A 24,883-nucleotide genomic window follows, 5' to 3' on the forward strand; every position below is an offset into this window, starting at 1 on the left:
TAGGTGGAGGTTTATCTAGGATGTAACGAAAAAGGGGCGCCGTGGCGCCCCTTCCGACCTTCTCTTGCCGCACCTCATTGGACGGCGAGAACGCCCCGCCTACCCGATGATCCCACGGTTCTTCAGATCCGCCACGATCCGGTCTGCAAGCGCGTCTGGGTCCGCGCCCGTCGTGTCCAGCCGGATTTCCGCGTTCTCCGGCGCCTCGTAAGGCGAATCGATACCGGTGAAGTTCTTGATCTTGCCTTCAGCCGCCTTCTTGTAGAGGCCCTTGGGGTCGCGCAGCTGGCATTCCTCTAGCGGCGTGTCGACGAACACCTCGATGAACTCGCCCTCTTCCACCAGTTCACGCGCCATGCGTCGTTCCGACCTGAACGGCGAGATGAACGACACAAGAACGATCGTGCCTGAATCGACGAACAGCTTCGCCGTCTCCGCCACGCGGCGGATGTTCTCCACCCGGTCCTCGTCGGTGAAGCCGAGATCGCGGTTGAGACCGTGACGCACGTTGTCGCCGTCGAGCAGATAGGTGTGGTGGCCCGCGGCCAGGAGTTTGCGTTCCACCGCGTTCGCCACCGTCGATTTGCCCGAGCCGGAAAGCCCGGTGAACCACAGCACGGCCGGCTTCTGGCCCTTCAGCGCCGCGCGTGCCTGCTTGTCGACGTCCAGCGCCTGCCAGTGAATGTTGGTCGCGCGCCTCAGCCCGAACCAGATCATGCCGGCGGCGACCGTGGCGTTGGTCAGCCGGTCGATCAGGATGAAGGAGCCCGTGTCGCGGTTCGATTCGTACGGATCGAAGGCGATAGGTGCGGACAGCGAAAGGTTGCAGAAGGCGACCTCGTTGAGGTCGAGCTTCTTGGCCGCAAGATGCTCGAAGGAGTTGATGTCGATGCGGTGCTTGAGTTCGCTCACCGTCGCCGTCACCGTACGCGCGCCCGATTTCAGAAGGTACGGACGGCCGGGATAGAGCGGCTTGTCCGTCATCCAGATGAGGTGGGCTGCAAACTGGTCTGAGACCTCCGGTCGGCTCTCCGATGCCGCGATGATGTCGCCACGCGAGATGTCGATCTCGTCTGCGAGCGTCAGCGTCACCGCTTCGCCCGCATGAGCCTGATCGAGATCGCCGTCCATGGTGACGATACGCGCGACCTTGCTGGTCTTGCCCGATCCCGCCACGACGACTTCGTCGCCTCGCCGCACAACACCTGACGAGATTGTGCCGGAATAGCCGCGGAAGTCGAGGTTCGGCCGGTTGACCCACTGCACCGGCATGCGGAATGGACGAAGATCGAGATCGTCCGCCACCTCCACCGTTTCCAAATGCTCGATCAGCGTCGGACCGGAGTACCAAGCCATACGCTCGCTCTTCGTCGAGACGTTGTCGCCAAAGCGCGCGGACATCGGGATCGCAACAAGGCTGTCGAAATCGAAAGAGGCCGCAAAGGCCTCGAATTCCGCCTTTATTTCCTCAAAGCGCGCCTCGCTGTAATCGACAAGGTCGATCTTGTTGACCGCGAGCACCACGTGACGGATGCCGAGCAGCGAGGCGATGAAGGCGTGACGGCGCGTCTGCACCTGAATGCCGTTGCGTGCGTCGACCAGCAGCACGGCCAGATCGGCTGTCGAGGCGCCGGTCGCCATGTTGCGGGTGTACTGTTCGTGGCCCGGCGTGTCGGCCACGATGAACTTGCGTGCCTCGGTCGCGAAGAAGCGGTAGGCGACATCGATGGTGATGCCCTGCTCGCGCTCCGCCTCAAGGCCGTCGACCAGCAGCGCGAAATCCATGTCGTCGCCGACAGTGCCGTGCTTGACGGAATCCTTCCTGAGCGAGGCCAACTGATCCTCGAACAGCAGTTTGGAATCGTAAAGCAGCCGGCCGATCAGCGTCGACTTGCCGTCGTCCACCGACCCGCAGGTGAGAAAGCGCAGGAGGCCCTTGGTCTCCTGACCGGAAATGAACTCCGCGATGGCTTCCGGAGCATCCGCCGCGACCGCGTCGAGACCGTCCATCAGAAATACCCCTCGCGCTTCTTCTTCTCCATCGACCCCGCCTCGTCGTGGTCGATCAGACGGCCGGATCGCTCCGAGGAGCGGGCGACCAGCATCTCCGACACGATCTCGGGAAGCGTCGTCGCCTGCGATTCGATGGCCGCGGTGAGCGGATAGCAGCCGAGCGTGCGGAAGCGGACCATGCGCTGCTGCGCCACTTCGCCTGGGTTCATCGGCAACCGCTCGTCATCGACCATGATCAGCTGCCCGTCGCGCTCCACGACCGGGCGCTTGGCCGCGTAGTACAGCGGCACGATCGGGATGTTCTCCGCCAGGATGTATTGCCAGATGTCGAGCTCGGTCCAGTTCGACAGCGGAAAAGCGCGGATCGATTCGCCCTTGGAAACCCGCGCATTGTAGAGCCGCCACAGCTCCGGGCGCTGGTTCTTCGGGTCCCAGCCGTGGGAAGCCGTGCGGAACGAGAACACGCGCTCCTTGGCCCGCGCCTTCTCCTCGTCGCGCCGCGCCCCGCCGAAGGCCGCATCGAAGCCGTGCTCGTCGAGCGCCTGCTTCAGCGCCTCCGTCTTCATCACGTGCGTGTAGAAGGACGAGCCGTGGTCGAACGGGTTGATGTTGTCCGCAACGCCCTGTTGGTTGGTATGGACGATCAGGTCCAGCCCAAGCCTGCTCGCCGTATCGTCGCGAAACCTGATCATCTCGCGGAATTTCCAGGTCGTGTCGACGTGGAGCAGAGGGAACGGCGGCTTCGATGGATAGAACGCCTTCATCGCAAGGTGCAGCATGACGCTGGAATCCTTGCCGATGGAATAGAGCATCACGGGGTTGCGGAACTCGGCCGCCACCTCGCGCATGATGTGGATGCTCTCGTTCTCGAGGCGCTTGAGATGCGAGCTTCGATCGACAGACACGGAAAGACGAACCTGTTTGTTGGCCCCTGCGGGCTAGGGCCGGCGGACCGGCCGAAAAGTCTGAGCCAATCTATAGCCTGCAATGCGGCGCATCAAAGGGCGTTCAATGTAATTGGTCCCTGATCGAAGAAAGAAATTCCCGATCTCCCGCGGCTATGAAGTACGGATTTGCGAAGGCGCTGTCTGCGGCCTGGTCACGCTTGCCATAGACGAGCGGCGCACCGTTGACAGTGACGACCATGCCGCCAGCGGCTCTTAGCACCGCATCGGCAGCAGCCGTGTCCCATTCCATCGTGCGCCCGAAGCGGGGATAGATGTCGGCGAGACCCGCCGCGATCTTGCAGAACTTGAGCGAGGACCCGGCAGACGCAAAGTCGCGGACACCGAGTCTTTCGATGAACGCGCGCGTCTCCTCGCTCATGTGCGAGCGGCTCGCAACCGCCCTGAGGTGTTTCGGCGCCGCCTTGCAGGACGCCATCCCTGTCTGGCGGCGAATCCGGCCGTCGACGACATGTGCGCCAAAGGCACCTTCTCCCGCAGTCCCCCAAAATATCTCGCCGAGTGCGGGCGCATAGACGACGCCGGCTACCGGCGCGCCATTATCGATCAGACCGATATTCACGGTGAACTCGCCGTTTCGAGAAATGAACTCGCGCGTCCCGTCGAGCGGATCGACCAGAAAGAACCGGGCGCTGGGAGCCGGAATGCGTCCGGCGGCGACAGCCTCCTCGGCCACGACCGGAATATCCGGCGCGATCTCGGCGAGCCCCTTCAGGATGATTGCTTCCGCGCGCGTATCGGCCTCGGTGACCGGAGACCCGTCTCCCTTCCGGCTCACGTCGATCGTGTCTGCATAGATCGCAAGGATCGTCGCGCCCGCCGAAATGGCCAGGTCCAAGAGCTTCGTCATGTCAATTCCAGCCGAAGTGCTCGGCGTTGCGGTCGGCTCGTTGCTGCGGGTCGTCAAATCTGGCTCTCTCCAGTGGATGTTGGTTTACGGATGCTCCGAGCACCGCGCCGGCGCACGAAAATTGCCGCCTCGCAAGAGGGTATGCAGCTCGCAGGTGCTCTTTCAATCCTTCCAGTCGGCTCAGACGCACCCGTCGCACGGCGCACATGGCGACCTCATGCCGGGGTGTTGCGGCGGGCGAGACGATCTTCCCATGCCAAGGCATGGGTCACGATGGCATCGAGATCTTCGTATCGCGGCTGCCAGCCGAGTTCGCGACGTATGACATCTGCACGCGCCACGACCAGGGGCGCATCGCCGGTCCGTCGCGGCTCCTCCACGACCTCGAAATCGCGGCCCGACGCCCGGCGCACCGCATCGATCACCTGACGCACGGAATAGCCTTTGCCGTAGCCGCAATTCCACACGCAGCTTTGTCCGCCCCCTCGCAAACGCACCAGCGCCAACCGGTGCGCCTCCACCAGATCTGTGACATGGACGAAGTCGCGCACGCCCGTACCGTCCGGCGTGTCGTAGTCGGTCCCGAAGACCGACAGGCTCTTGCGTCTGCCGAGCGCAGCCTCGCAGGCGGCCTTGATGAGGTGAGTGGCGTTCGCCGTCGACTGGCCCGTGCGGCCGTGCGGATCGGCTCCCGCCACGTTGAAATAGCGCAGCGCCGTGAAGGCGAAGTCGTGCGCCGCCGCCGTATCGGCAAGCATGATCTCGCTCATCAGCTTCGAGGAACCGTAAGGCGACAGCGGACGAAGCGGCGCATCCTCGCCGACGGGCACGACATCGGGATCGCCATAGACGGCGGCCGTGGAGGAGAAAATGAAATGACGCACCCCGTTCCGGATGCAGGCCTCAATGAGAACGCGGGTGTTGGCGGTGTTGTTGCGGTAATATTTGAGCGGGTTGGCAACCGATTCCGGCACGATGACGGAGCCGGCGAAATGCAGAACGGCATCGACCCCCGCACCCAGAATGCCGTCGAGCACATCGGCATCGCCAACGTCGCCGACGACCAGCTTCGCCGCTCCCGCGACGGCCCAGTCGAAGCCGGTTGCGAGATTGTCGAGAACGACGACATCCTCGCCCGCCTCCACGAGGCTCCACACCATATGGCTGCCGATATACCCGGCGCCTCCGGTCACCAGAACTGCCATCACTCCACCCCGCACCGCGGGCAGGTTCCCCAAAACCGGCCCGGTTTCCCCTGTAGCACGATTCCTTGCCTTCGGCCGCGATACGGAACCGCAGGCAGCACAGCTTGTTATTCACAAGCCGCCTGATTAGCTTCCGCTGGACCGGTGGCGCTACCACCTTTCACTTTCAGGACATGCACATGCCCGCACCCATTCGCAAAGCCGTTTTTCCCGTCGCCGGTCTCGGCACCCGTTTCCTGCCCGCCACGAAAGCGGTTCCGAAGGAAATGCTGACCGTGGTCGACCGTCCGATCATCCAATACGTGGTCGATGAGGCGCGCGAGGCGGGGATCGAGCATTTCATCTTCATCACCGGGCGTAACAAGCACGTGATCGCCGACCATTTCGATGTGTCCTTCGAGCTGGAACATACCCTGCGCGAGCGCGGCAAGCAGGAAGCCCTCGACCTTCTGGAGGAAATCCGGCTCACCCCCGGCAAGTCGAGCTTCACCCGCCAGCAGGAACCGCTCGGCCTCGGCCATGCGGTATGGTGCGCGCGCGAGATGGTGGGTAACGAGCCCTTCGCCGTTCTTCTGCCGGACGTGCTCGTCAAGTCCGAGCGCGGCTGCCTCGGCCAGATGATCGACACTTACAACAAGACCGGCGGCAACGTGATCGCGGTGGAGGAGGTACCGGAGGACCAGACCCACAATTACGGCGTGGTCGATGTCGAGGGCTCGGGCGAGGGCGGCGTATACGGCGTGCGCGGCATGGTCGAAAAGCCCAAGCCCGGCACCGCGCCCTCCAACCTCATCATCACCGGCCGCTACATCCTGCAGCCGCAGGTCTTCGACTATCTGGCCAATCAGGAAACCGGGGCCGGCGGCGAGATCCAGCTCACCGACGCGCTGTTGAAGCTGATGGACGGCCAGGGCATGACCGGTCTCGCCTTCAAGGGCAAGACCTACGACTGCGGTTCCAAGATCGGGTTCCTGTCGGCCAACGTCGCCTATGCGCTCGACCGCGCCGATCTCGCCGACGAATATCGCGCCGTCCTCAAGGACCTGCTGGCCGGGTAACCTTTCTCCCGGCAACAGTGCGGATTTTCGTCCGCGCCCGCCTTTTTTCTGGATCGAACCTTTCCCTCTCTCCGCCGGGCGTCCGGCGGAGAGAGCCGGGTGTCGGCGCCGCGTTTCGCGCGACCTGGAATTAACGAATTCGGCCGGAAAATGGCGAAAAGCCGGCACCCTCCGGCGGTGACCGGTCGATTTCGTGGCTTTACGGAGCGGCTTTCGCTCGTTGCCCAATTAACGGGCAGCATCGAGCCACCATTCTGCATATTTTTTGTGCATACTCTTGGCTCTGCTGCTTTTTTGGCCAAGCCATTCCGGCAACCACCCTTACCTCCGCATTTTCGTTTTCAAAATCAGCGTATTAGTGCGCTTTTCCCGCCACATCCAAGGCAGATTTCCGCACGGGAATCGCACTTGGCACGGACCTTGATTGAGAGGAACCGGTCGCGGTCAGCGCGCTGAGGCCCGGGAGGGTGCCGCCGGCACCGCTTCGGGGATGAGACGATCAAGGGAACACCATCCGGAACGGGCCGCAGCGTCCGCGGGCGGCTGCAGGAGAGATACGGGAACCGAACATGAAAATCGTCATGGCCATTATCAAGCCGTTCAAGCTGGACGAGGTGCGCGACGCCCTCACCGCTATCGGCGTGCAGGGACTCACTGTCACCGAAGTGAAGGGCTACGGCCGCCAGAAGGGGCATACCGAAATCTATCGCGGCACCGAATATGCCGTCAGCTTCCTGCCGAAGCTGAAGATCGAGGTCGCCGTCGCGAGCGGCATGGTCGATCAGGTGCTCGACGCGATCTCCGGCGCGGCCAAGACCGGCCAGATCGGTGACGGCAAGATCTTCGTCTATTCGATCGACCAGGCGGTCCGGATCCGCACCGGCGAAACCGACGCCGAAGCGCTCTAATTGCTTAACGGGGAAACAGTCATGAAGACTTCCATTTCACTCGGTCGCTTCGCGCCGGCACTTGCCGGTACCGCTTCGGCCGTCGCCATTGCCGCACTTTGCGGTGTCACTGCGGCTCTCGCCCAGGACACAACCGCCGCTCCCGAAGCTGCCGCTGCCGCGCCGGCCGTCACGCCGGAAGTCGCCTACATCTTCAACACGCTGCTGTTCCTCATCGGCGGCTTCCTGGTGATGTGGATGGCCGCCGGTTTCGCGATGCTGGAAGCAGGCCTGGTGCGTTCCAAGAACGTCTCCATGCAATGCCTGAAGAACATCGCGCTCTACTCGGTCGCCGGCCTGCTGTTCTGGCTGACGGGCTACAACCTGATGTACACGGGCGTAGACGGCGGTTTCATCGGTTCCTTCGGCCCCTACTCGTTCGATCCGGTCGGCGGCAATGCGCTCGATACCGGCTACTCCACCGCGTCGGACTGGTTCTACCAGATGGTGTTCTGCGCCACGGCCGCCTCGGTCGTTTCCGGCACGCTTGCCGAACGCATCAAGCTTTGGCCGTTCATGCTCTTCACGGTCGTCCTAACCGGCCTGATGTACCCGATCACCGGTTCCTGGCAGTGGGGCGGCGGCTGGCTGAACAAGATGGGCTTCTCCGACTTCGCCGGCTCCACGCTGGTGCACTCTGTCGGCGGTTGGGCGGCCCTCGCCGGTGCCCTCATCCTCGGCGCACGCAAGGGCAAGTACGCGCCCGGCGGCCAGGTCAACGCCATGCCGGGTTCCTCCATGCCGCTCGCGACCCTCGGCACCTTCATCCTGTGGCTCGGCTGGTTCGGCTTCAACGGCGCCTCGCAGCTCGCCATGGGCACGATCGGTGATGTCTCCGACATCTCGCGCATCTTCGCCAACACCAACATCGCCGCAGCCGCCGGCGTGGTGGTCGCGATGATCCTGACGCAGATCCTCTACAAGAAGGTCGACGTGACCATGGCGCTCAACGGTGCGCTCGCCGGTCTCGTCGCCATCACCGCCGAGCCGCTGCAGCCGACCGTGCTGCAGGCGATCATCGTCGGCGGCGTCGGCGCAGCGATCGTCGTCTTCGCCGTTCCGATGCTCGACAAGCTGAAGATCGACGACGTCGTCGGCGCGATCCCGGTCCACCTGATGGCCGGCATCTGGGGCACCTTCATCGTGCCGTGGTCGAATGCCGGGACCTCCTTCGGTACGCAGATCGTCGGCATCGTTTCCATCGGCGCCTTCACCTTCATCGCCTCGGCTATCGTGTGGCTGATCCTGAAGGCCACCGTCGGCATCCGCGTCACCGAGGAGGAAGAAGTCCTCGGCCTCGACAAGGTGGAAATCGGCGTCGAAGCCTATCCGGAGTTCGGGACCGGTTCCCAGCGGATGTAACCTCCTCTCCAAGCGGATCGAACTTAACCGTTGTTCGATCGAACTGGCCCGGGCCTCACGGCCCGGGCTTTTTTGTTCGCACCATCTTTCAAACCGGAAGCGCCCCCCGATCACGCCGAGCGCGCGCGTTGGTCTTTCTTCCGCAGCGTCCGCATGCGATTATTTTTTATGCAACCGACACCAAATTGATCAAGAACCGGGGTGGACTTCTACGGATACGCTTCGGGACTGCCGCCTATGTGCTGGGCATTTCCTTTCGCCATCAACATGTTCCCGCCATCGATTGCCAATTGGCACAAGTTTTGAAAACCAAATGGGCACGCGATGCCCATTCGGGCCGCACCTGTTCAATTAATAATCAAATGGGAAGCCGCCCGACATGCCACCCCTTGGAAACAGACGGAACCTCCTGGCCGCGGCGACAACGCTGGTCGCAAACCTGTTCGCCCTGCCCGCTTTCGCCGACACGCTGGATACCGGCGACACCGCCTGGATGCTGACATCCACGGCGCTGGTCCTCATGATGACCATCCCCGGCCTCGCGCTCTTCTACGGCGGAATGGTGCGCAAGAAGAACGTGCTGGCCACCGCCATGCAAAGCTTCGCCGCGGCGTGCCTGATGACCGTTCTGTGGATGGTTCTCGGCTACTCGCTCGCCTTTTCCGACGGCGGTGCGTTCAACGCTTATATCGGCGGCTTCTCCAACTTCATGCTGACGGGCCTGACCAAGGACGCAATGTCCGGCACGATCCCGGAATCGGTCTTCATGACCTTCCAGATGACCTTTGCGATCATCACGCCGGCCCTCATCTGCGGCGCCTTTGCCGACCGCATGAAGTTCTCCGCCCTCCTCTGGTTCCTCGGCATCTGGATGATCGTCGTCTACGCCCCCGTGTGCCACTGGGTATGGGGCGGCGGCTTCCTCGGCAAGGAAGGTGTCCTCGATTTCGCCGGCGGCACCGTGGTGCACATCAATTCCGGCGTCGCAGGCCTCGTCGCCGCCATCGTGCTCGGCAAACGCACCGGCTACGGCACCGACAACATGGCCCCGCACAACATGATCCTGTCGCTGACGGGTGCGGCGCTGCTGTGGGTCGGCTGGTTCGGCTTCAACGCCGGCTCCGCGGTGGGCGCCAACGGATCGGCCGGCATGGCCATGGCCGTGACGCAGATCTCCGCCGCCGCAGCCGCCCTCGCCTGGATGTTCGGTGAATGGATTCTCCATGGCCGCCCGAGCACGCTCGGTATCGTGTCGGGTGCGGTTGCCGGCCTCGTCGGCATCACGCCGGCTTCGGGCTTTGTCGGCCCCACCGGTGCGCTCGCCATCGGTATCCTGACCGGCCTGATCTGCCTGTGGGGCGTCGAATATCTCAAGCGGACCTTCAAGTACGACGACAGCCTCGACGCCTTCGGCGTGCATGGGCTCGGCGGCATCGTCGGCGCGATCCTGACCGGCGTGTTCGCCGTCGAGGCGATCGGCGGCACCCCCGGCGGTCTTGAAGGCAACTGGGGCCAGGTCTGGATCCAAATCGTCGGCATCGGCGCCACCATCATCTGGACGGCCATCGCGACCTTCATCATTCTCAAGGTTCTGGACGCCACGCTCGGCCTGCGCGTCCCGCGCGAGGTGGAGATCGAGGGCCTCGACATCAACCTGCACGGCGAGGTCGTGCAGTAGGCGGGATCTATCTCCCGGGACCGGCCCTGCCGGCCCCGGGAGCGTCCGTTGAACCAGTTGCGATCCGCAACACGCCGTCCTATCGTCCGCCGACAGCCCGTACGGGCGCGACAAACGACGGCAAACCCATGAGCTTTATTCCAGATCCGGCAGTCCTCGCGGCCTTCACGCTCGCCGGGATCATCCTGACGCTGACCCCCGGGCCGGACATGGCGCTTTTCCTCAGCCGCGCGCTGCGCCAGGGCCGTGCCGCCGGTTTTGCGGCGATGGCCGGCGCGAATACCGGACTTGTCATCCACACATTGCTCGCCGCCTTCGGGCTGTCGGCTCTTCTCGCCGCCTCCGCCACGGCCTTTCTGGTGGTCAAGATGATCGGGGCCGCCTATCTGCTCTGGCTTGCCGTCCAGACCATTCGACACGGCTCCGCGCTGACGCTCGACCGCAAGTCGGGCGGCAGGAATGCGAGCCTCGCCTCGTCTTGGGCGACCGGGATCGGGATCAACCTCCTGAATCCGAAGATCGTGCTGTTCTTCGTGACTTTCCTGCCGCAGTTCGTCGATGCGCATGATCCGAACGTGCGCGGCCAGCTTGTCTTTCTGGGGCTTTATTTCGTCGTCCTGTCCCTGCCGTTCACGGTGGCGATGATCGCCACAGCGGAAAAGTTCTCCGCCGCGCTGAAACGGTCGCCTCGTCTCATGCGGATCATGGACTGGACGTTTGCCGGGATCATTGGCGGCTTTGCGCTGCGCATCGCGACGGCCGCAAGCCGGTAGCGCTCGCAACGCTCAAGCGGTGCCGTCGGCGTCGGCCACGGCGGTCGTCAACGCCTTGAGAAGGTCGGCGGGCGCAAAGGGCTTTGCGAGGATGCTCGCAAAGCGCGCCCGGCGGCAGCGGGCCGTATCAGCCGGCTTCATGCCGGCGGTCAGCGCCACGATCGGGATGTCGGCAATATCATCCATTTCGCGCAAGCGGTGCGCGGTCTCGATGCCGTCCATCCCCGGCATCTGAAGATCCATGATGATCACGTCGAACGGTTGCGCAGCCGCCGCCGCGATGGCGGCAGGCCCGCTGTCGACCGCCTTGAACGGCATGCCGAAGGACTCCAGGAACGTGGTGATCAGCAGCCGATTGACCGAATTGTCGTCGACAACCAGCACATTCAGTCCCCGCCCCTGTCCGCTCGGCTCCGATGGAGCTTCGCCGGCCCCTCCACCTTCATCCGTGCCCTGCGCCGGCGGGCACGGGACCTGAAGGGTGAATCTGGTGCCATGTCCAGGTTCGCTTTCGACGTCCAGGCTGCCGCCGAGTTGCCGCGCCAGCGTTCGTGAGATCCAGAGGCCGAGACCCGAGCCGCTGCGCAATCTCTGGCCCGAGGCACCCTGGCGATAGGGCAGGAACAATTGCGGTAATTCGTCCGCCGCTATGCCCGGCCCGTCGTCGCTGACCGTCACCACCAACTGACGGCGTTCACCCGCTCCCGCGAGCGCGGCCGCGATCCGGACCGAACCATCGCCGGCAAGGGTTTCCCTGAACTTCCCCGTGAACTTGATCGCGTTGTCGAGAAGATTGGTCAGGATGCGGCGCAGCGCCTGCGGATCTCCCGTCGCCGGCGCATCCAGCCCCGCGCCGAGCTCCATTTCAAGGCGCACCTCGCGCTCGTCCGCCAGCGGCTTGAACAGCGCGGCGAGGCTGTGAAACGTCTCCGTCGGTTTCCAGGTCTGCGAACCTGCGGACCCTGTCGGTACCTCGCCCGCCTGATCCAGCAATTCGGTGGCAAGGTCGTTGAGGGCGGCCGCCGCCTGCTGCAAGGTTTCGACATATCGACGCTGGCGCTCGTCGAGGTCGGTCATCGCGAGCAGATCGGCGCTTGCGGAAACAGCGCCCAACGGGGTGCGAATGTCATGCACGATGACGGCGAGCGCCAATGCGGTGTTCGTCTCGTCTTCGGCCGGATGCACACCGTCGGTATTTTCTGTATCGGCCTCTTTCACAGACATACGGCCTTCACTGCTTAACCATTGTCGCGAATCGTAGCAGCGCCGGAGCAAGGTTTCGAGGCCATGGATGGGGAAAGGTACGATTTGACGCCCGCGACATTCTCACCTAAGCCCGAATGTGGAGGGGATGAACGGCTTTTGCCTATCCTGCTGGCGCCTGTCTTGCCGGCCCCCGACGGCGGTCCACCTGCAACTTCCCCGTTGAACCCGGCCACGAGATGCTTTCCACCGACATTCTCGCCATCGTCCTGCCGATCTTCCTGCTGATCGCCCTCGGATACGCCTCCGCGTTTACCGGGCTCCTGCGCGAGGCTGTCGGCGACGGCCTCGGCCAGTTCGTCAATACCATCGCCATTCCCGTCCTGATCTTCCGCACCCTGGCGACCGCCTCCTTCGACGGGGCATCCCCCTGGGCGCTGTGGGGAACCTATTTCTCGGCACTCGCCATCGTCTGGGCGGCAGCATCCCTGCTGAGCCGGTATCTCTTCCATCGCGAGGAGCGCTACTGCGTCATCGCGGGCATTTCAGGCGCGTTCTCCAACACAATGCTCGTCGGCCTGCCGATCGTTTCCGCCTCCTTCTCCGAAGCAGGCCTTGTGCCTCTTTTCGTGATCGTCTCCGTGCACCTGCCGTTCATGACGGTCGTCAGCACCCTGCTCATGGAACGGGCGGCGGTGGCCGACGGCATGCAATCGGCACGCCCGATTTCGGTGACATTGCGACAGGTCGCGCGCAACCTGATCACCAATCCGATCATCATCGGCATCATGGCCGGCGTGGCGTGGCGCATGACCGGGATGCAGATCCCAGCCCTGCCGGCAAATGTCATCGCGCAGATCGCCAACGCGACCATCCCAGTCGCCCTGTTTTCCCTCGGCATGAGCCTTCGCCGCTACGGCATCCGCGGCGACCTCGCTCCGGCGGTCGTCACAAGCGCACTGAAGACCATTGCCCTGCCGGCGATCGTCTGGGTGTCGGCGACCTACGTGTTCCATCTGCCGCCGCTGTGGATCCAGGTCGCCACCCTGTGCGCCGCCTGCCCGACCGGCATCAACGCTTACCTCTTCGCGATCGGTTTCGGCACCGGTCACGCCCTGTCGGCAAACACCATTTCGCTGACTTCGGTTTTCTCGGTGATCAGCATCGGGGTATGGATGCATATCGTCGGCGTCGCCTGACAAATCGCGAGGAAGGCTCAATGGACCAACTGACCCGCATGCGCTGTTTCATCCAGGTGGTCGATGCCGGAGGCTTTTCGGCCGCCGCCCGCGAAATGGGCCGCTCCAAGGCGCTGGTCTCGAAATATGTCGGCGAACTGGAGGACGAACTGGGCGTGCGTCTCCTCAACCGCACCACCCGGCAGATCTCTACGACGGAGGCCGGACAGGCCTATTACCGCGAGGCATCCGACATCCTGCAGCGCATCGACGATCTTCAGGAGGCGATGCAGGATGCTCACCAGCATGCCCGCGGCCTCTTGCGTGTTTCCGCCTCCCGCGCCTTCGGCGATCACGACCTGTCGCGCGCCGTCATGGCCTTCCTGGCCGAAAACCCGGACATTTCCGTCGATCTTAAGCTCGAGGACCGTTTCGTCGATCTGGTGGAGGAAGGTTTCGACGTCGCCATCCGCCTTACCGAACTGTCCGATTCAAGCCTGATCGCCCGAAAACTCGCGCCATTCCGACAGGTGACGGTAGCAGCCCCGGAGCTGATCTCGATCAACGGCAGACCGGAAGAACCGGGCGACCTCGCGGACATGTCCTTTGTGGTCGACACCAATTACCGCTTCCGTTCCAACCTCGTCTTCCGCGACACCGAAGGCGGGCGGCTCTCGGTGGCCGTCAAGGGACGCGTCGAGGTCAACAGCGCGGAAGCGGCCCGGCAGGCCGCCCTTGCCGGCCTCGGGTTCGCCCGGATCCCTCTCTTCATGGTGCGCGACGACATCGCCGCCGGGCGGCTGGTGCGGGTGCTGGAGGACTACGAGTCCGAAGATGCCGCGATCTGGGTCGTCTATCCGCATCGCAAGCACCTTTCCGGCAAGGTGCGCGCTTTCGTCGATTTTCTGGTCGCGTGGTTCGAGAAGGAACAGCTGCGCGGCGCCTTCTGACGTCGCAGAGCTTATTTGCCGACATCCTCCACATAGACGAGCGCCCGCCCCTCGCAAATGCGCTGGCCTTCGGCCGTCTCGCACACGGTCTCCAGATCGACCAGGTGCTTTTCCGGCCGGAGCCGGGTTACCGTCACCGTGGCGGTCAGCGGCGCACCGAAAGGCGCAGGCACCAGAAACCTCATGTCCTGCTTGAGATAGTTCGTGCCGAACCCTGGCACCTTCACACCGAGCAGGTAGGAAAACAGCCCCCCGATCAACGGCTCCGGCACCGTCTGGGGCCGCTCTGCAAGGCCCGAAAGCTCCGCATAGCCCAGGGCATCGGTTTCATCGAACGTGCGCGTCGTGCTTGCGCTGCGGCCAATTTCCAAAAGGCTCATCGCACGGCCTCCAATCTGCAGGCCCCCTGCAACACGATCGCCCCGTCGCACGCCCGCTCGACCACCACGTCCATTACGCCGCCATTGCCCTGTGCAACCGTGATCCGCAGCACCTCGCCCGCATAGGCCGGGTTCGGAAACATCAGCGTCTGCATCCGATGCCGCCGGCCGGGAAAGGCATTCGAGATCAGCGCATGAACGCGCGAATAGAGCAGCATTCCGTGCGAAACCGTGCGCCCGAACCGGGTGCGGCCGGAGAATTCGGGATCGACGTGAATGGGATTGTCGTCGCCCGATAAGACGGCAAAACGATCGAAATCCTCCTGACGCGGCATCCACTCCGCGCGCAGAGTGCCGGCGGCACTGTCATTCATGTTGGCATCCATGCTGGCATTCATGTTGGTTGGCCCTCGGTGTTCTGATCGACGTCGATGCCGGCAGCCTTCTTGAGGAAGGCATCACGCAACACGTGCTTCTGGACCTTGCCGGCCGCGGTGCGCGGCATTTCCTCCACGACGGCGAAGCTCTTCGGAACCTTGTAGCCGGCGAGCCTTTCGCGGCACCACGGCTGAAGATCGCCGGGATCGAGGTCGACCCCCGGCCGCAAGACCAGAAACGCAGCGCCCACCTCGCCCCAGCGCGCATCGGGCACGCCCACCACGACTGCCTCCTGAACGGCATCGTGGCAGACAAGCACCCGCTCCACCTCGGCCGGATAGACGTTTTCGCCGCCGGAGATGTACATGTCCTTCAGACGATCGACGATGTACCAATAGCCATCCTCGTCGCGCTGCCCGACGTCTCCGGTCTTGAGCCATCCGTCGTCGGTGAAGGCCGCCTGTGTCGCCACCTCGTTTCCGAAATAGCCCGGCGTCACGTTCGCGCCGCGGATCTGCAACTCCCCTTCTCCCGGACCTTCGACAATCCGGTTCTCCGCATCCACCAGCCGAACCTCCGACAGGATCTGCGCCTTGCCGACGGAGCCGATCTTTCGCGCCGCGCTCTCGCGATCCATCAGAAAGACCGTCGGCCCCGTCTCCGTCATGCCCATCCCGTTGCACACGGTGACCCCGCGCTGCAGATAGGTCCGCAGCAGCGCCGCCGAAATCGGAGCGCCGCCGCAGCCGAGCGAGCGCACCTTTGAGAAATCGGTCGTCGCAAAGCGGGCGTTCAACGCTAATGCCTGATAGATGGCCGGCACGGCGAAGAAGGCGGTGACGCGGCCGCTGTCGATGAGATCGAGTACCGCCGCCTCGTCGAACTTGCGTAAGATCGTCGATGTACCGCCGAACAGAAACAGCGGGAGCGTGAAGAGATTGATGCCGGCGGTGTGAAACAGCGGCAGGTAATTCACGGCACGATCGGTGGAGACGAGGTCGCTCGCCTGCACATAGTTGACCGCATTGGCCCAGGCCATCCCTGCGGTCTGGATCACGGCCTTGGGCAGGCCGGTCGTGCCGGAGGTGAAGAGCAGGTACCAAGGCCGGTCCGCCGGAATGCGTCCATCGCCCACGGGCGCGGTGGAATGGGACGCGACCAGCGCCTCGAGCCCCTCGCCCTGCGGGGCCGGTTCGAAGGTCAGCAGATCCAGAGTGCACTGCGCAGCCAGCGCCTGTGCGGTCTCTGCGGTCTGCCGATCATGAATGAGCAGCTTGGCACCAGCCTCCACGACGACCGGCGCGAGCTCCGTGGGAGGCTGGCGCCAGTTGAGCGGCACCAGGATGAGCCCGGCCTTCTGCGCGGCGAAAAGCAACACGAAAAAATCCGGCCGGTTGTGACAAAGAACGGCGATGCGCGCGCCCTCCCCGCCGGCCCGGATTGCCAGTGCGCGCGCCAACGCATTGGCGCGTTCGTTCACCTGGCGAAAGGTCAGAGCATCGCCGCCTTCGTGGTCGATGAAGGCCATGCGCTCAGGTGTGAGGTCGGCGCGTCGCGCCGCCATGTCGGTCAGCCATTCCACGTTTTTCCTCCCGGCGCATTCGTGCGCCTCATTCCTCCCGAGCCGTTGTCTCGCCGGTTTTTGTGCCGGTCTCCTTCAGTCTCGGACCCGGTGCGCGCCGGCATTGAACCGGCGCATGCGTTCGAGAACGTCCGGCAATACGATGCGCTCCACGAACAGTTGCCGCTCCGCCTCCAGCGCCCTTGCGATCTCCTCCCGTCGCTCGGCGCTGCGGATCAGCGCGCGCGTCGCCGTCAACGTTCCGGCGGACTTGCGGCACAGGGTCTCGACGGTCTTTGCGACCGTCCGCGCGAACTCATCGGGAGCCGCGACGCTTGAGACGAGGCCCAACGCATGGGCGCGCCAGGCATCGATCCGTCGGTTGAGGAGCTGGATTTCCAGGGCGCGGGCTTCGCCGATACGGCGCGGCAGGATCGCGGTCCAGCCGCCATCGGGAGCAAAGCCAACCTCGGCATAATAGGGCTGCACGAAAGCCGCCTCGCTCATCACGACGATATCGCTTGCCAGCAGGAGCCCCAGCGAACCGCCAGTGACCGGGCCCTGTACGGCCGCGACGACGGGCGCCGGGAAGGCCATGAGATCGAGGATCGCGCTGTTGAGCGCGCCGACAAGATCGGAAGCGTAAGCCTTGAGCGCTGCGGGATCGCCCGCATGGGCGAGGAAGCCGGCGATGTCCCCGCCTGACGAAAATGCCCCGCCCGCGGCGTCGATGACGAGCAACCGAGGCGCCTTCTCGCCAGCCCGACGAAGACCTTGGCGAAAGGCCTTCACCAGTTCCGGAACCAGGGAATTCGCGCGTTCGGGCCTGTTCAGCGTCAACCAGGCGCAGCCGTCGGATTGGCGGAAAAGCACGAGGTCCGCGGTTGCGGTTGCCGTTGCCGGCGCGTGCGTCTTTTCTTTCGGCTTTCCTGCCATGGCCGGCTACCGTCTCAGACCGTGTACGAACAGATCGTGGACGCAGTCGACCACCTCGTCGATCGGCGTTGTCTTGCCGAAAACGACAGCACGCTCGCCGAGGGACCGCGCGATTCCCATGAGCGCCCAGGCCCGGATATCGGCATCGCCCGGCCTGATCTCGCCAGTCGCGGCGGCGCTTTCCAACCCCTCCCGGTACCCGTCGGCGAAGGTGGAGAAATAGGCGCGGTAGGCATCCGGATCGACGAAAAGGGCCTCCTGCACGATCCGGTAGAGTTCCGGGTGTCCGGCGACGAAGGTGAGGAAGGCGCGCAAGCCTTCGCGTTCGGCCAGGAGCCGGTCGGAGATTCCCGCAGTCGCCTCGGCGATCGTGCGTCTCAAGACCCGCCCCATGTCGCCCACAAGCTCGGAAAACACCTCGTCCTTGCCCTTGAAGTAGATATAGAACGTGCCTTGCGCGACGCCCGCTTCCCGGGTGATCGCCCCGATCGACGCCTCGGCATACCCCTGCCGGCCGATAACCTTCTCCGCGGCCCCCAGAAGCGCCTGCCGCGTCGCCTCGCCCCGCGCCGTCTTTGGCTCCTTCGGTTCGGCCGCACCTGCCTTGTCCATCGCGTTCCCGTCCATATGAAAGGTGAATCAGTATTCATATTAAGGGCACCCAACGCAAGCGCTTCCCGGTTGTTCTGCCCCTGGTCGTTCCCGGTTGCAGCCCGCGTCCAGAAGTTGGGACCCGATCATTTTTCTGAGGGCAGTGTGCAGAAAGTTTGTTCATTTCTCATCCCCCGTTCCAGCCGAAACGCAAGTGACGCCATCGACTTGACCGGACCTATTTGCCGGAAATCGGAACGCGCGCGCTTTCGGCAACAAGCTCGCCCGCACCGGCGGCAGATGCGGCACCGATTCAAAATCCTCATTTGAAACAAATGGATATAAGAAACTTCTGAACTCTCATCACATGATGAGAACCAGTGTTCTTCGGTTTAACAGCCCCGCCCACACACGTTTACGTAGAAATTTTTGAGCGGCCTTAACTAAAACTGGTCTGCACAGGTTTTCGCCAGAACCAACAATCCGGCAGTCATTTGACCTACTTGCTTTTGTTAATCTTTCATGCACCATAAAATACAGGGCTTTTAGATATCTGGTGCGATCCCTCCGGAGCCGCACGGAGACACAAAAGCTGACAGACGGCTGTCAGGCCCGGCCCGGCGCGCGATATGGGCGTGGTGGCCAGAGCGGTTCTGGCGTCGAATTTGATAGGTACGAGGTTCCTATGACGGCACTTTACCGCCCGGACGGCGCCATTGCCATCACGCGGCCGGAGGTGGCGGCCTTCCCGCGCAGCGCGATGCAGGAAGACGTCTCGGCGGAACGCTACGACGAGATCGATGTCCGCCTCGACCCCAGGACCAAGACCTACTGGTGCATGATGAAACCGGAAGGACGACCGAGCTTCACGCCGGGCCTTCTTTCCGATCTCTCCCGCATGCAGGCGTCCATTCCGGCCCTTTACGCACGCCACGCCCGGACCGGCGAACAACCGCTGCACTATTTCGTGGTCGGTTCCGAGCTTGCCGGCATATTCAACCTCGGCGGCGATCTCGGGCTGTTCGCCGACCATATCCGGCATGGCGATCGAACGGCTTTGACGACCTACGCCCGCGCCTGCATCGACGTGGTTCACAACAACGCGGTCAACTACGGACTGCCCATCGTCACCATCGCGCTCGTGCAGGGCGATGCGTTGGGCGGCGGGTTCGAGGCGGCCTTGTCCTGCGATGTCATCATTGCCGAACGTTGTGCGAAATTCGGATTGCCGGAGGTGCTGTTCAACATGTTCCCCGGCATGGGAGCCTATTCGTTTCTCGCCCGTCGGCTTGGATCGATTCAGGCCGAACGCATGATCCTGAGCGGAAAGCTCTATACCGCCGAGGAGCTTCACGAGATCGGCATCGTCGACGTGCTCGTCGACGACGGCAAGGGCCGTCGGGCAGTGGAGGACTACATTCACCGCAACGCCAAGCGGCACAATTCTCACAGCGCCATCTACAAGACGCGTCGGCGCGTCAATCCCGTTCCCTACCAGGAACTGAGCGACATCATCGACATATGGGTCGATACGGCGCTGCAACTCACCGAAGCCGACCTGAGAAAGATGATGCGGCTGACCATGGCGCAGGACCGCCGACGCGCGCACCTGCCTGTCGGAGAAGCCGAGGCTGTGTGACGCTGCCGCCTTCGCCGGCGGTCCGTGTCAGTCGCGCTCATGTGCGTGCTCGTCCGGATCGAGCGTCTTCGTCAGCATGTCGCGCACCTGAGCCACTTCGAGCTGCAATTCACGAAGCCGCTCGAAGCCGTGCTGCACAAACTCCTCTTCGTTGATCGCCTCCAGCTTCGAACAAATCGCGAAGATGCCCTGCGCACCGATATTGGCCGCGCCGCTGCGCAAGGCGTGGGCCTGGCTGCGAAAGCCGGCAAGATCACTTGCCGTGCAAAGCTCCGACAGAGAATTGAGTGTCGTTTCCGTATCGTCCACGAACCCGCCGACCAGATCCTGCAGGAATTCCGGGCCGCCCAGTTCGCGGAGCGTCTCCAGCGTACGCAGATCGACGACGGCTCGTCCCCTGGCGCGGAATTTCGGGTGCTGGCTTATGCGGGCGACCTTTTCACCGCTGGCTTCGCCCGGCCTCGCTTCCTTGCCTTCGCTGCGGCAGATGATCTCCTCCATCTTGCGAAGGAGCTCCTCCGGCTCCACCGGCTTGGTGATGCAATCGACCATGCCGGCCCGCAGGCAGCGCTCGCGCGCCGACGGGGTCGCATCCGCTGTCAGCCCCACGACCGGTACCGCCTTCTGGCCCAGCGAGGCGAAACTGTAGAGCTTCATGGCCTCGATGCCGCTCATGACCGGCATGTTCAGATCCATCAACACGATGTCGAAGGAATGCCGCCCCAGCGCATCGAGGGCTACCTCGCCGTTTTCCGCGATCTCGACATCGTGCCCCGCCGTCTCCAGAATCTTGGCGATCACTTTCTGGTTCGTCAGGTTGTCGTCCGCCACCAGAACGGAACGTCGCGTCGTTGCCACCAGCGGCACCGTTTCGGCACCGCCGCGGCTGCTCACGCCGGTCGCCGTCGACATCTGGAGCGCCCGACGGAGCTCCTCCGGTTTCGGCCGACGCGGCAGAACCATGACGTAGGCGCTGCGATAGTCGGCACAGGGAAGCTCGTCCACGCGGTCGGACATCAGGATCAGCGTCGGCGCAATCGACGCCTCCCGGCCGATCAGGGCGTCGGCAAGGGAAAACGGATCCTCACCCATATCCCGCTCATCCAGCATCACGACGCATCGGCGCACCCCGGCCCTCGCAGCCGTGCGCATCAGCGCCACGAGATCCGCCGGGCGGTCCGTACGCGTCAGCGGCAGCGCGAGATCAGCGAACTCGGCCTCCAGTATTGCCGAAAGTTCGGCGTCTCCTGTGAGCGCTATCGTCTGTCCCGCGGCCAGTTTCGGCATCCATGATGCCTCGGATTCGGCACGGCGGTAGGAGAGTTCGAACCAGAACGTGCTGCCGGCGCCCTGAACGCTTTCCACGCCGATCGCGCCGCCATGCATCTCCACCAGCCGCTTGACGATCGCAAGCCCCAGCCCGGTGCCCCCGAACCGGTTGATGATGGTGTCGTCCGCCTGACTGAAATGCTCGAAGATCCGCGCCTGCGCTTCGCGCGCGATACCGATGCCGGTGTCCGTGACCTCGAAGCGCAGCCGCAGACTGTCATCGGCGGTGGTCGCATCCGCACCAGCCGGCGCGACCGCGATGCAGACCTGTCCCTCGTTGGTGAACTTCACCGCGTTGGCCGCGAGGTTGGTCAGGATATCGGCGAGATGGCGCGCATCGCCACGCAATCGCTGCGGTGTGTGCGCGCTCACATGGAGCGCAAAACGCAACCCCTTGGCCTCCGCCTGAACCGCGACGGTGGAGCGAACCCGGGCGAGGACATCGTAGAGCTCGAAATCGGCCGCGGTGCTCGGCATCTGACCGGCCTCGATGCGCGAGAAATCGAGGACTTCGTTGATGAGCGTCAGCAGGGCATTTGCAGAATTGCGCACCGTGGCCGCCATGTCCCGCTGCTCGTCGTCGAGCTTGGAGCGCTGCAGCATGTCGGTCATGCCGATGATGCCGTGGAGCGGGGTGCGGAACTCATGACTGACGGCCGCAAGGAACTGGCTCTTGGCCTCACTCGCCTGTTCGGCCGCCTTTTTCGCCTCCGACAGATTGCGGATGGGTTTCGAGGCATAGAGAGGCAAGGCGATCATGCCGAGCAGAAGTCCGATCGCAATGCCGCTGTTGGCGGTCCAGTAAGGCGAATGCAGCAGCGCGACGGCAAAGCAGGGAACGCCGATCGCCATGGCGATGCGAAGGCTTCTCACGCCGAAACGGAAACCGTTGCCCAGGATCACCCACAGGTAGATCGGATAGAGCGCAGCCGTTGCCTCGCCGCCCACGTAGATGCCGTAACTCAAGCCTCCCAGATCGCACAGCATCGCCACGACGCGGCGCCACTCCAGCCGCTTGGGGTGGTAGACCAGATGGGCAAACAGGGCGACGGAGAGCACCGAATAGACGCTGATCGTGGCCAGCGGCCCGGTGACGTCGATGGTCGTGTAGGCCGCCATTCCGACCAGATACGTGCCGATGAGAAACGAGATGGCAAGGCGGTTGAGCGCCATCTCGTGCTCGCGCTCGTCGCTGGAGAGCAGGCGGCGCCACAACACCCGCAGGCAGGCGCCGAGCCGGGGCGCTTTGCGTCCCATGCTCCCCCGATCAGCGGTCTTGCGGCCGTTCGAATACGCCAATGTCAAATGTCCCTCTGCTCCGGTGCGCCAGGTGCGCTCCGACCGCATGTGCGGTCAGGCGGAATAGACAAGCCGCGTCTTCGGCCGGAAAAGTTCGGCGAAAAGCTCGGGCGGTTGCGGACGACCGAAGAAATAGCCCTGCACCTCGTCGCAACCTTCCCTGCGCAGGAACTCCGTCTGTTCCTCCGTCTCCACCCCCTCCGCGGTGATGGAGAGGCTGAGGCTCTTGCCCAACCCGATGATCGCTTTGATGATCGCGGCATCGTTCGGATCGGTCTCCAGATTGCGAATGAAGCCCTGGTCGATCTTGAGCCGTGCGACCGGGAACCGCTTGATGTAGCCAAGCGATGAGTATCCGGTTCCGAAATCGTCGATGGAAAAGCCCACCCCGAGCTTCTGCAGGAACAGCAGGTCGTTGGTCACGACCTCGGAATTTTCCATCAGAATGTTCTCCGTCAGCTCCAGATCGAGCCGTTCGGGCGGCAAGCCGCTGGTTTCCAGGATCTCCGAGACCAGCGCGCGCATGTTCTGCTTGCGGAACTGCACCGGCGAAAGATTGACGGCAATGCGCAGCGGCGGCAGTCCCTCCTCGCTCCAGGCCATCGCCTGCCGGCAGGCCTCACGCATCACCCACTCGTTGATCGGCACGATCTGGCCGTTCTGTTCGGCGAGCGGCAGAAAAGCGCCCGGCGAGATCATGCCCTTTACCGGATGCTGCCAGCGCAGAAGCGCCTCCGCGCCGACGATCCGCCCTGTCTTCAATTCCACCTGCGGCTGGTAGTAGAGCCGGAATTCCTCCCGCTGCATCGCCCGGCGCAGGTCCGCTTCCAGAACGATAGCGTCACGGGCCCTGTCGGCCATGCCTGCGGAAGCGAACTCGTATCCGTTGCCGCCATGCGCCTTGGCCCGGTACATGGCGAGATCCGCGCTCTTCATCAGCGAGTCCACGTCCCCGCCGTCGTCGGGGTGCGTGGAGATGCCGATGGACGCGGTGGGATTGATCTCGTGACCTTCGAAGAAGAGCGGCTGACCGATCACGTCGATGATCTTTTCGGCGAGCTGCGTGGTTTCCGACGGGCCCTTCACGTCGCTCATCAGGATCGCGAACTCGTCGCCGCCGAGCCGGGCCACCACGTCGCCCTCGCGCACCGTGACGCGCAGCCTCTGCGCGATCGCCTTCAGAAGCCGGTCGCCGACGGAGTGGCCGAGCGCATCGTTGACGCTCTTGAACCGGTCGATATCCAGCATCTGCAGCCCGACCTTGCGATCGCCGCGCCGCGCACGCGCGATTTCCTTGCGCAACTGATCGCGGATCAGCGTGCGGTTGGGCAGGCCCGTCAGCGCGTCATGGCGCGCGATGTGCTGAAGATGGTTCTCCGCCGCCTTGCGGTCCGTAATATCGAGCGAGGAGGTCAGGATCCCGGTGATCTCGTTCGACAGATCCCTGAGCGGCGACTTGGTGGTGAGGAAGACGCGGCGCTTGCCCTGGGCGTCGTTGATTTCCTCCTCGTAGGAATTCAGCGGCTTTCCGCTCGCAAGCACCATCCGGTCGAGCGCCTTGTTGCGGCTGGCCGCCTCTTCCCCCAGCACGTCGGATGAATCGCGCCCCACCACCTTGGCCGGATCCAACCCGGTGACCTTGCTGTGATAGGCATTCACGAACAGGAACCGGCCGTCGCGATCTGTCGCGCTGATCAGGGCTGGAACCGTGTCGATGACTTGGGCGAGCTGATCGCGGCTGTCGCGGATCGTGCGTTCGAGCGCGCGCTCGCTTACCTCCAGCTCGCGCTTCAGATTGTTCGCGCGGTCGGCAAGCAGAAGCTGCTGCTGACGCAGCTTCAGAAGATTGCGCGCCCTTGTCACGAACTCGCGGTGATCGACGGGGCTCTGCAGGAAGTCGGTCGCACCCGCATCAAGTGCGGCGATCCGGTAGGCGCGATCCTCGAAGACCGTGATCACGATGATCGGCACATCGACCAGCGTGGGCACGCGGCGCATCTGTGAAATGAACTCCGCACCGTCCATGTGCGGCATGTTGTAATCGGTCACCACAAGATCGGGCGTGTTCCCCGCCAGCCATTCCAGCGCCGAGCGGGGGTCGGCAAAAGCCCGCACCTGCGTGCCCGCCTCGATTGAGGTGGCGATGCGGGTGAAGATTTGCCGGTTGGTCGGTTGATCGTCCACGATTACGACGAGCGACATCGAACAAGCCTGCTGCTTCGCGGCGGCCCTTCCCGATACGCTCGGGCCGGGTGCGATTTCTAACCAATGGCGGCGCCCTCAATCGGAGTTCCAGACGCCACCCCACCAAGGTACGCGGCCGCGCGCACCTGCTGCCCGACCGCACGATGGCACAAGAACCTTAAGAAGTATTACCGAGGTTTGATTTGTTACTTACCCTCGATACGCTCCCGATACGGAGCGGAACCCGGTGCGGCTGGGCCGCCGAAGTCATATGCGTGGCCGGATGCAAGCGCGCCCGCGCTACCAAGCTTCAGTCGCGCGGCAATGCTTGACTCACGCCACCCGTCCGCTTAGGTTCCGCCCCACTCCTCACATGGAGCGACCACAGATCCGCCGACCGGGCC

General features: G+C 63.7%; 20 protein-coding genes. 8 read left to right on the plus strand and 12 right to left on the minus strand.

Features of this window, described 5'->3' with window-relative positions; genetic code table 11:
* Positions 1-99: 99 nt before the first annotated feature.
* The 4 genes from cysN to galE all read right to left on the minus strand — a co-directional run bounded on the left by cysN (position 100) and on the right by galE (position 5,033).
* Positions 100-2,010: a sulfate adenylyltransferase subunit CysN gene (gene cysN / locus V2L18_RS15280; protein WP_336179144.1), complete on the minus strand. Its 1,911-nt coding sequence runs from the start codon at positions 2,008-2,010 to the stop codon at positions 100-102.
* Positions 2,010-2,918 (minus strand): sulfate adenylyltransferase subunit CysD, encoded by a 909-nt coding sequence (gene cysD / locus V2L18_RS15285; protein WP_336179145.1) that lies wholly within the window; start codon positions 2,916-2,918, stop codon positions 2,010-2,012. The genes cysN and cysD overlap by 1 nt, the downstream gene beginning before the upstream one ends.
* A gap of 103 nt (positions 2,919-3,021) precedes the next feature.
* On the minus strand, positions 3,022-3,828 hold the full coding sequence (gene cysQ / locus V2L18_RS15290) for a 3'(2'),5'-bisphosphate nucleotidase CysQ (protein ID WP_336179146.1): 807 nt from the start codon (positions 3,826-3,828) through the stop codon (positions 3,022-3,024).
* 215 nt (positions 3,829-4,043) lie between these two features.
* On the minus strand, positions 4,044-5,033 hold the full coding sequence (gene galE, locus V2L18_RS15295) for a UDP-glucose 4-epimerase GalE (protein WP_336179147.1): 990 nt from the start codon (positions 5,031-5,033) through the stop codon (positions 4,044-4,046).
* Positions 5,034-5,212: 179 nt separating this feature from the next.
* Here galE and galU point away from each other — a divergent pair, with 179 nt between their 5' ends.
* From galU to V2L18_RS15320, 5 genes are all read left to right on the plus strand, one after another.
* Positions 5,213-6,091, plus strand: a complete 879-nt coding sequence (gene galU / locus V2L18_RS15300; RefSeq protein ID WP_336179148.1) for a UTP--glucose-1-phosphate uridylyltransferase GalU — start codon at positions 5,213-5,215, stop codon at positions 6,089-6,091.
* 569 nt (positions 6,092-6,660) lie between these two features.
* Positions 6,661-6,999 (plus strand): P-II family nitrogen regulator, encoded by a 339-nt coding sequence (locus tag V2L18_RS15305; protein ID WP_336179149.1) that lies wholly within the window; start codon positions 6,661-6,663, stop codon positions 6,997-6,999.
* Positions 7,000-7,020: 21 nt separating this feature from the next.
* A complete protein-coding gene (locus tag V2L18_RS15310; protein WP_336179150.1) occupies positions 7,021-8,400 on the plus strand; it encodes an ammonium transporter in 1,380 nt (459 codons plus the stop codon).
* Positions 8,401-8,893: 493 nt separating this feature from the next.
* On the plus strand, positions 8,894-10,078 hold the full coding sequence (locus V2L18_RS15315) for an ammonium transporter (RefSeq protein WP_336179476.1): 1,185 nt from the start codon (positions 8,894-8,896) through the stop codon (positions 10,076-10,078).
* A 128-nt stretch (positions 10,079-10,206) separates the two neighbouring features.
* A complete protein-coding gene (locus tag V2L18_RS15320; protein WP_336179152.1) occupies positions 10,207-10,851 on the plus strand; it encodes a LysE family translocator in 645 nt (214 codons plus the stop codon).
* A gap of 12 nt (positions 10,852-10,863) precedes the next feature.
* On the opposite strand, the gene V2L18_RS15325 is transcribed toward V2L18_RS15320, so the two are convergent.
* Complete coding sequence (locus V2L18_RS15325) at positions 10,864-12,126, minus strand: ATP-binding protein (protein ID WP_336179153.1); 1,263 nt, start codon at positions 12,124-12,126, stop codon at positions 10,864-10,866.
* Positions 12,127-12,293: 167 nt separating this feature from the next.
* On the opposite strand from V2L18_RS15325, the gene V2L18_RS15330 reads away from it, so the two are divergent.
* The gene (locus tag V2L18_RS15330) at positions 12,294-13,253 is read left to right on the plus strand and encodes an AEC family transporter (RefSeq protein ID WP_336179154.1); all 960 of its coding nucleotides are present in this window, start codon (positions 12,294-12,296) and stop codon (positions 13,251-13,253) included.
* Between the two features lie 20 nt (positions 13,254-13,273).
* A complete protein-coding gene (locus V2L18_RS15335) occupies positions 13,274-14,182 on the plus strand; it encodes a LysR family transcriptional regulator (protein ID WP_336179155.1) in 909 nt (302 codons plus the stop codon).
* 11 nt (positions 14,183-14,193) lie between these two features.
* On the opposite strand, the gene V2L18_RS15340 is transcribed toward V2L18_RS15335, so the two are convergent.
* From V2L18_RS15340 to V2L18_RS15360, 5 genes are all read right to left on the minus strand, one after another.
* Complete coding sequence (locus V2L18_RS15340; protein WP_336179156.1) at positions 14,194-14,562, minus strand: phosphate acetyltransferase; 369 nt, start codon at positions 14,560-14,562, stop codon at positions 14,194-14,196.
* On the minus strand, positions 14,559-14,936 hold the full coding sequence (locus V2L18_RS15345; protein WP_336179157.1) for a MaoC/PaaZ C-terminal domain-containing protein: 378 nt from the start codon (positions 14,934-14,936) through the stop codon (positions 14,559-14,561). The genes V2L18_RS15340 and V2L18_RS15345 overlap by 4 nt, the downstream gene beginning before the upstream one ends.
* Before the next feature lie 20 nt (positions 14,937-14,956).
* Entirely contained in the window at positions 14,957-16,522 is a 1,566-nt protein-coding gene (locus tag V2L18_RS15350) for an AMP-binding protein (protein WP_336179158.1), read from the minus strand.
* 75 nt (positions 16,523-16,597) lie between these two features.
* A complete protein-coding gene (locus V2L18_RS15355; protein WP_336179159.1) occupies positions 16,598-17,437 on the minus strand; it encodes an enoyl-CoA hydratase/isomerase family protein in 840 nt (279 codons plus the stop codon).
* Positions 17,438-17,443: 6 nt separating this feature from the next.
* The gene (locus V2L18_RS15360) at positions 17,444-18,049 is read right to left on the minus strand and encodes a TetR/AcrR family transcriptional regulator (protein WP_336179160.1); all 606 of its coding nucleotides are present in this window, start codon (positions 18,047-18,049) and stop codon (positions 17,444-17,446) included.
* A 664-nt stretch (positions 18,050-18,713) separates the two neighbouring features.
* Between V2L18_RS15360 and V2L18_RS15365 the strand changes: the two genes are divergently transcribed.
* On the plus strand, positions 18,714-19,667 hold the full coding sequence (locus V2L18_RS15365) for a crotonase/enoyl-CoA hydratase family protein (protein WP_336179161.1): 954 nt from the start codon (positions 18,714-18,716) through the stop codon (positions 19,665-19,667).
* A gap of 27 nt (positions 19,668-19,694) precedes the next feature.
* Here the strand turns inward: V2L18_RS15365 and V2L18_RS15370 are convergent, their stop codons facing one another.
* The gene (locus tag V2L18_RS15370) at positions 19,695-22,253 is read right to left on the minus strand and encodes an ATP-binding protein (protein ID WP_336179162.1); all 2,559 of its coding nucleotides are present in this window, start codon (positions 22,251-22,253) and stop codon (positions 19,695-19,697) included.
* Positions 22,254-22,349: 96 nt separating this feature from the next.
* The gene (locus V2L18_RS15375) at positions 22,350-24,497 is read right to left on the minus strand and encodes an EAL domain-containing protein (RefSeq protein WP_336179163.1); all 2,148 of its coding nucleotides are present in this window, start codon (positions 24,495-24,497) and stop codon (positions 22,350-22,352) included.
* Between the last annotated feature and the right edge of the window lie 386 nt (positions 24,498-24,883).

Origin of the sequence: Breoghania sp. JC706, assembly GCF_037026715.1 — a bacterium.
GTDB lineage: Bacteria > Pseudomonadota > Alphaproteobacteria > Rhizobiales > Stappiaceae > Breoghania.

What these genes read in the sequence shown, in the direction of transcription:
- cysN (WP_336179144.1), bottom strand. Translation starts at nt 2,010, where the DNA reads ATGGACGGTCTCGACGCGGTCGCGGCGGATGCTCCGGAAGCCATCGCG.
- V2L18_RS15315 (WP_336179476.1), top strand. Translation starts at nt 8,894, where the DNA reads ATGCTGACATCCACGGCGCTGGTCCTCATGATGACCATCCCCGGCCTC.
- V2L18_RS15335 (WP_336179155.1), top strand. Translation starts at nt 13,274, where the DNA reads ATGGACCAACTGACCCGCATGCGCTGTTTCATCCAGGTGGTCGATGCC.
- V2L18_RS15375 (WP_336179163.1), bottom strand. Translation starts at nt 24,497, where the DNA reads ATGTCGCTCGTCGTAATCGTGGACGATCAACCGACCAACCGGCAAATC.
- V2L18_RS15330 (WP_336179154.1), top strand. Translation starts at nt 12,294, where the DNA reads ATGCTTTCCACCGACATTCTCGCCATCGTCCTGCCGATCTTCCTGCTG.
- V2L18_RS15355 (WP_336179159.1), bottom strand. Translation starts at nt 17,437, where the DNA reads ATGGCAGGAAAGCCGAAAGAAAAGACGCACGCGCCGGCAACGGCAACC.
- V2L18_RS15345 (WP_336179157.1), bottom strand. Translation starts at nt 14,936, where the DNA reads ATGAATGACAGTGCCGCCGGCACTCTGCGCGCGGAGTGGATGCCGCGT.
- V2L18_RS15340 (WP_336179156.1), bottom strand. Translation starts at nt 14,562, where the DNA reads ATGAGCCTTTTGGAAATTGGCCGCAGCGCAAGCACGACGCGCACGTTC.
- V2L18_RS15310 (WP_336179150.1), top strand. Translation starts at nt 7,021, where the DNA reads ATGAAGACTTCCATTTCACTCGGTCGCTTCGCGCCGGCACTTGCCGGT.
- galE (WP_336179147.1), bottom strand. Translation starts at nt 5,033, where the DNA reads ATGGCAGTTCTGGTGACCGGAGGCGCCGGGTATATCGGCAGCCATATG.
- cysQ (WP_336179146.1), bottom strand. Translation starts at nt 3,828, where the DNA reads ATGACGAAGCTCTTGGACCTGGCCATTTCGGCGGGCGCGACGATCCTT.
- V2L18_RS15365 (WP_336179161.1), top strand. Translation starts at nt 18,714, where the DNA reads ATGACGGCACTTTACCGCCCGGACGGCGCCATTGCCATCACGCGGCCG.
- V2L18_RS15305 (WP_336179149.1), top strand. Translation starts at nt 6,661, where the DNA reads ATGAAAATCGTCATGGCCATTATCAAGCCGTTCAAGCTGGACGAGGTG.
- V2L18_RS15320 (WP_336179152.1), top strand. Translation starts at nt 10,207, where the DNA reads ATGAGCTTTATTCCAGATCCGGCAGTCCTCGCGGCCTTCACGCTCGCC.
- galU (WP_336179148.1), top strand. Translation starts at nt 5,213, where the DNA reads ATGCCCGCACCCATTCGCAAAGCCGTTTTTCCCGTCGCCGGTCTCGGC.
- V2L18_RS15370 (WP_336179162.1), bottom strand. Translation starts at nt 22,253, where the DNA reads ATGGGACGCAAAGCGCCCCGGCTCGGCGCCTGCCTGCGGGTGTTGTGG.
- V2L18_RS15360 (WP_336179160.1), bottom strand. Translation starts at nt 18,049, where the DNA reads ATGGACAAGGCAGGTGCGGCCGAACCGAAGGAGCCAAAGACGGCGCGG.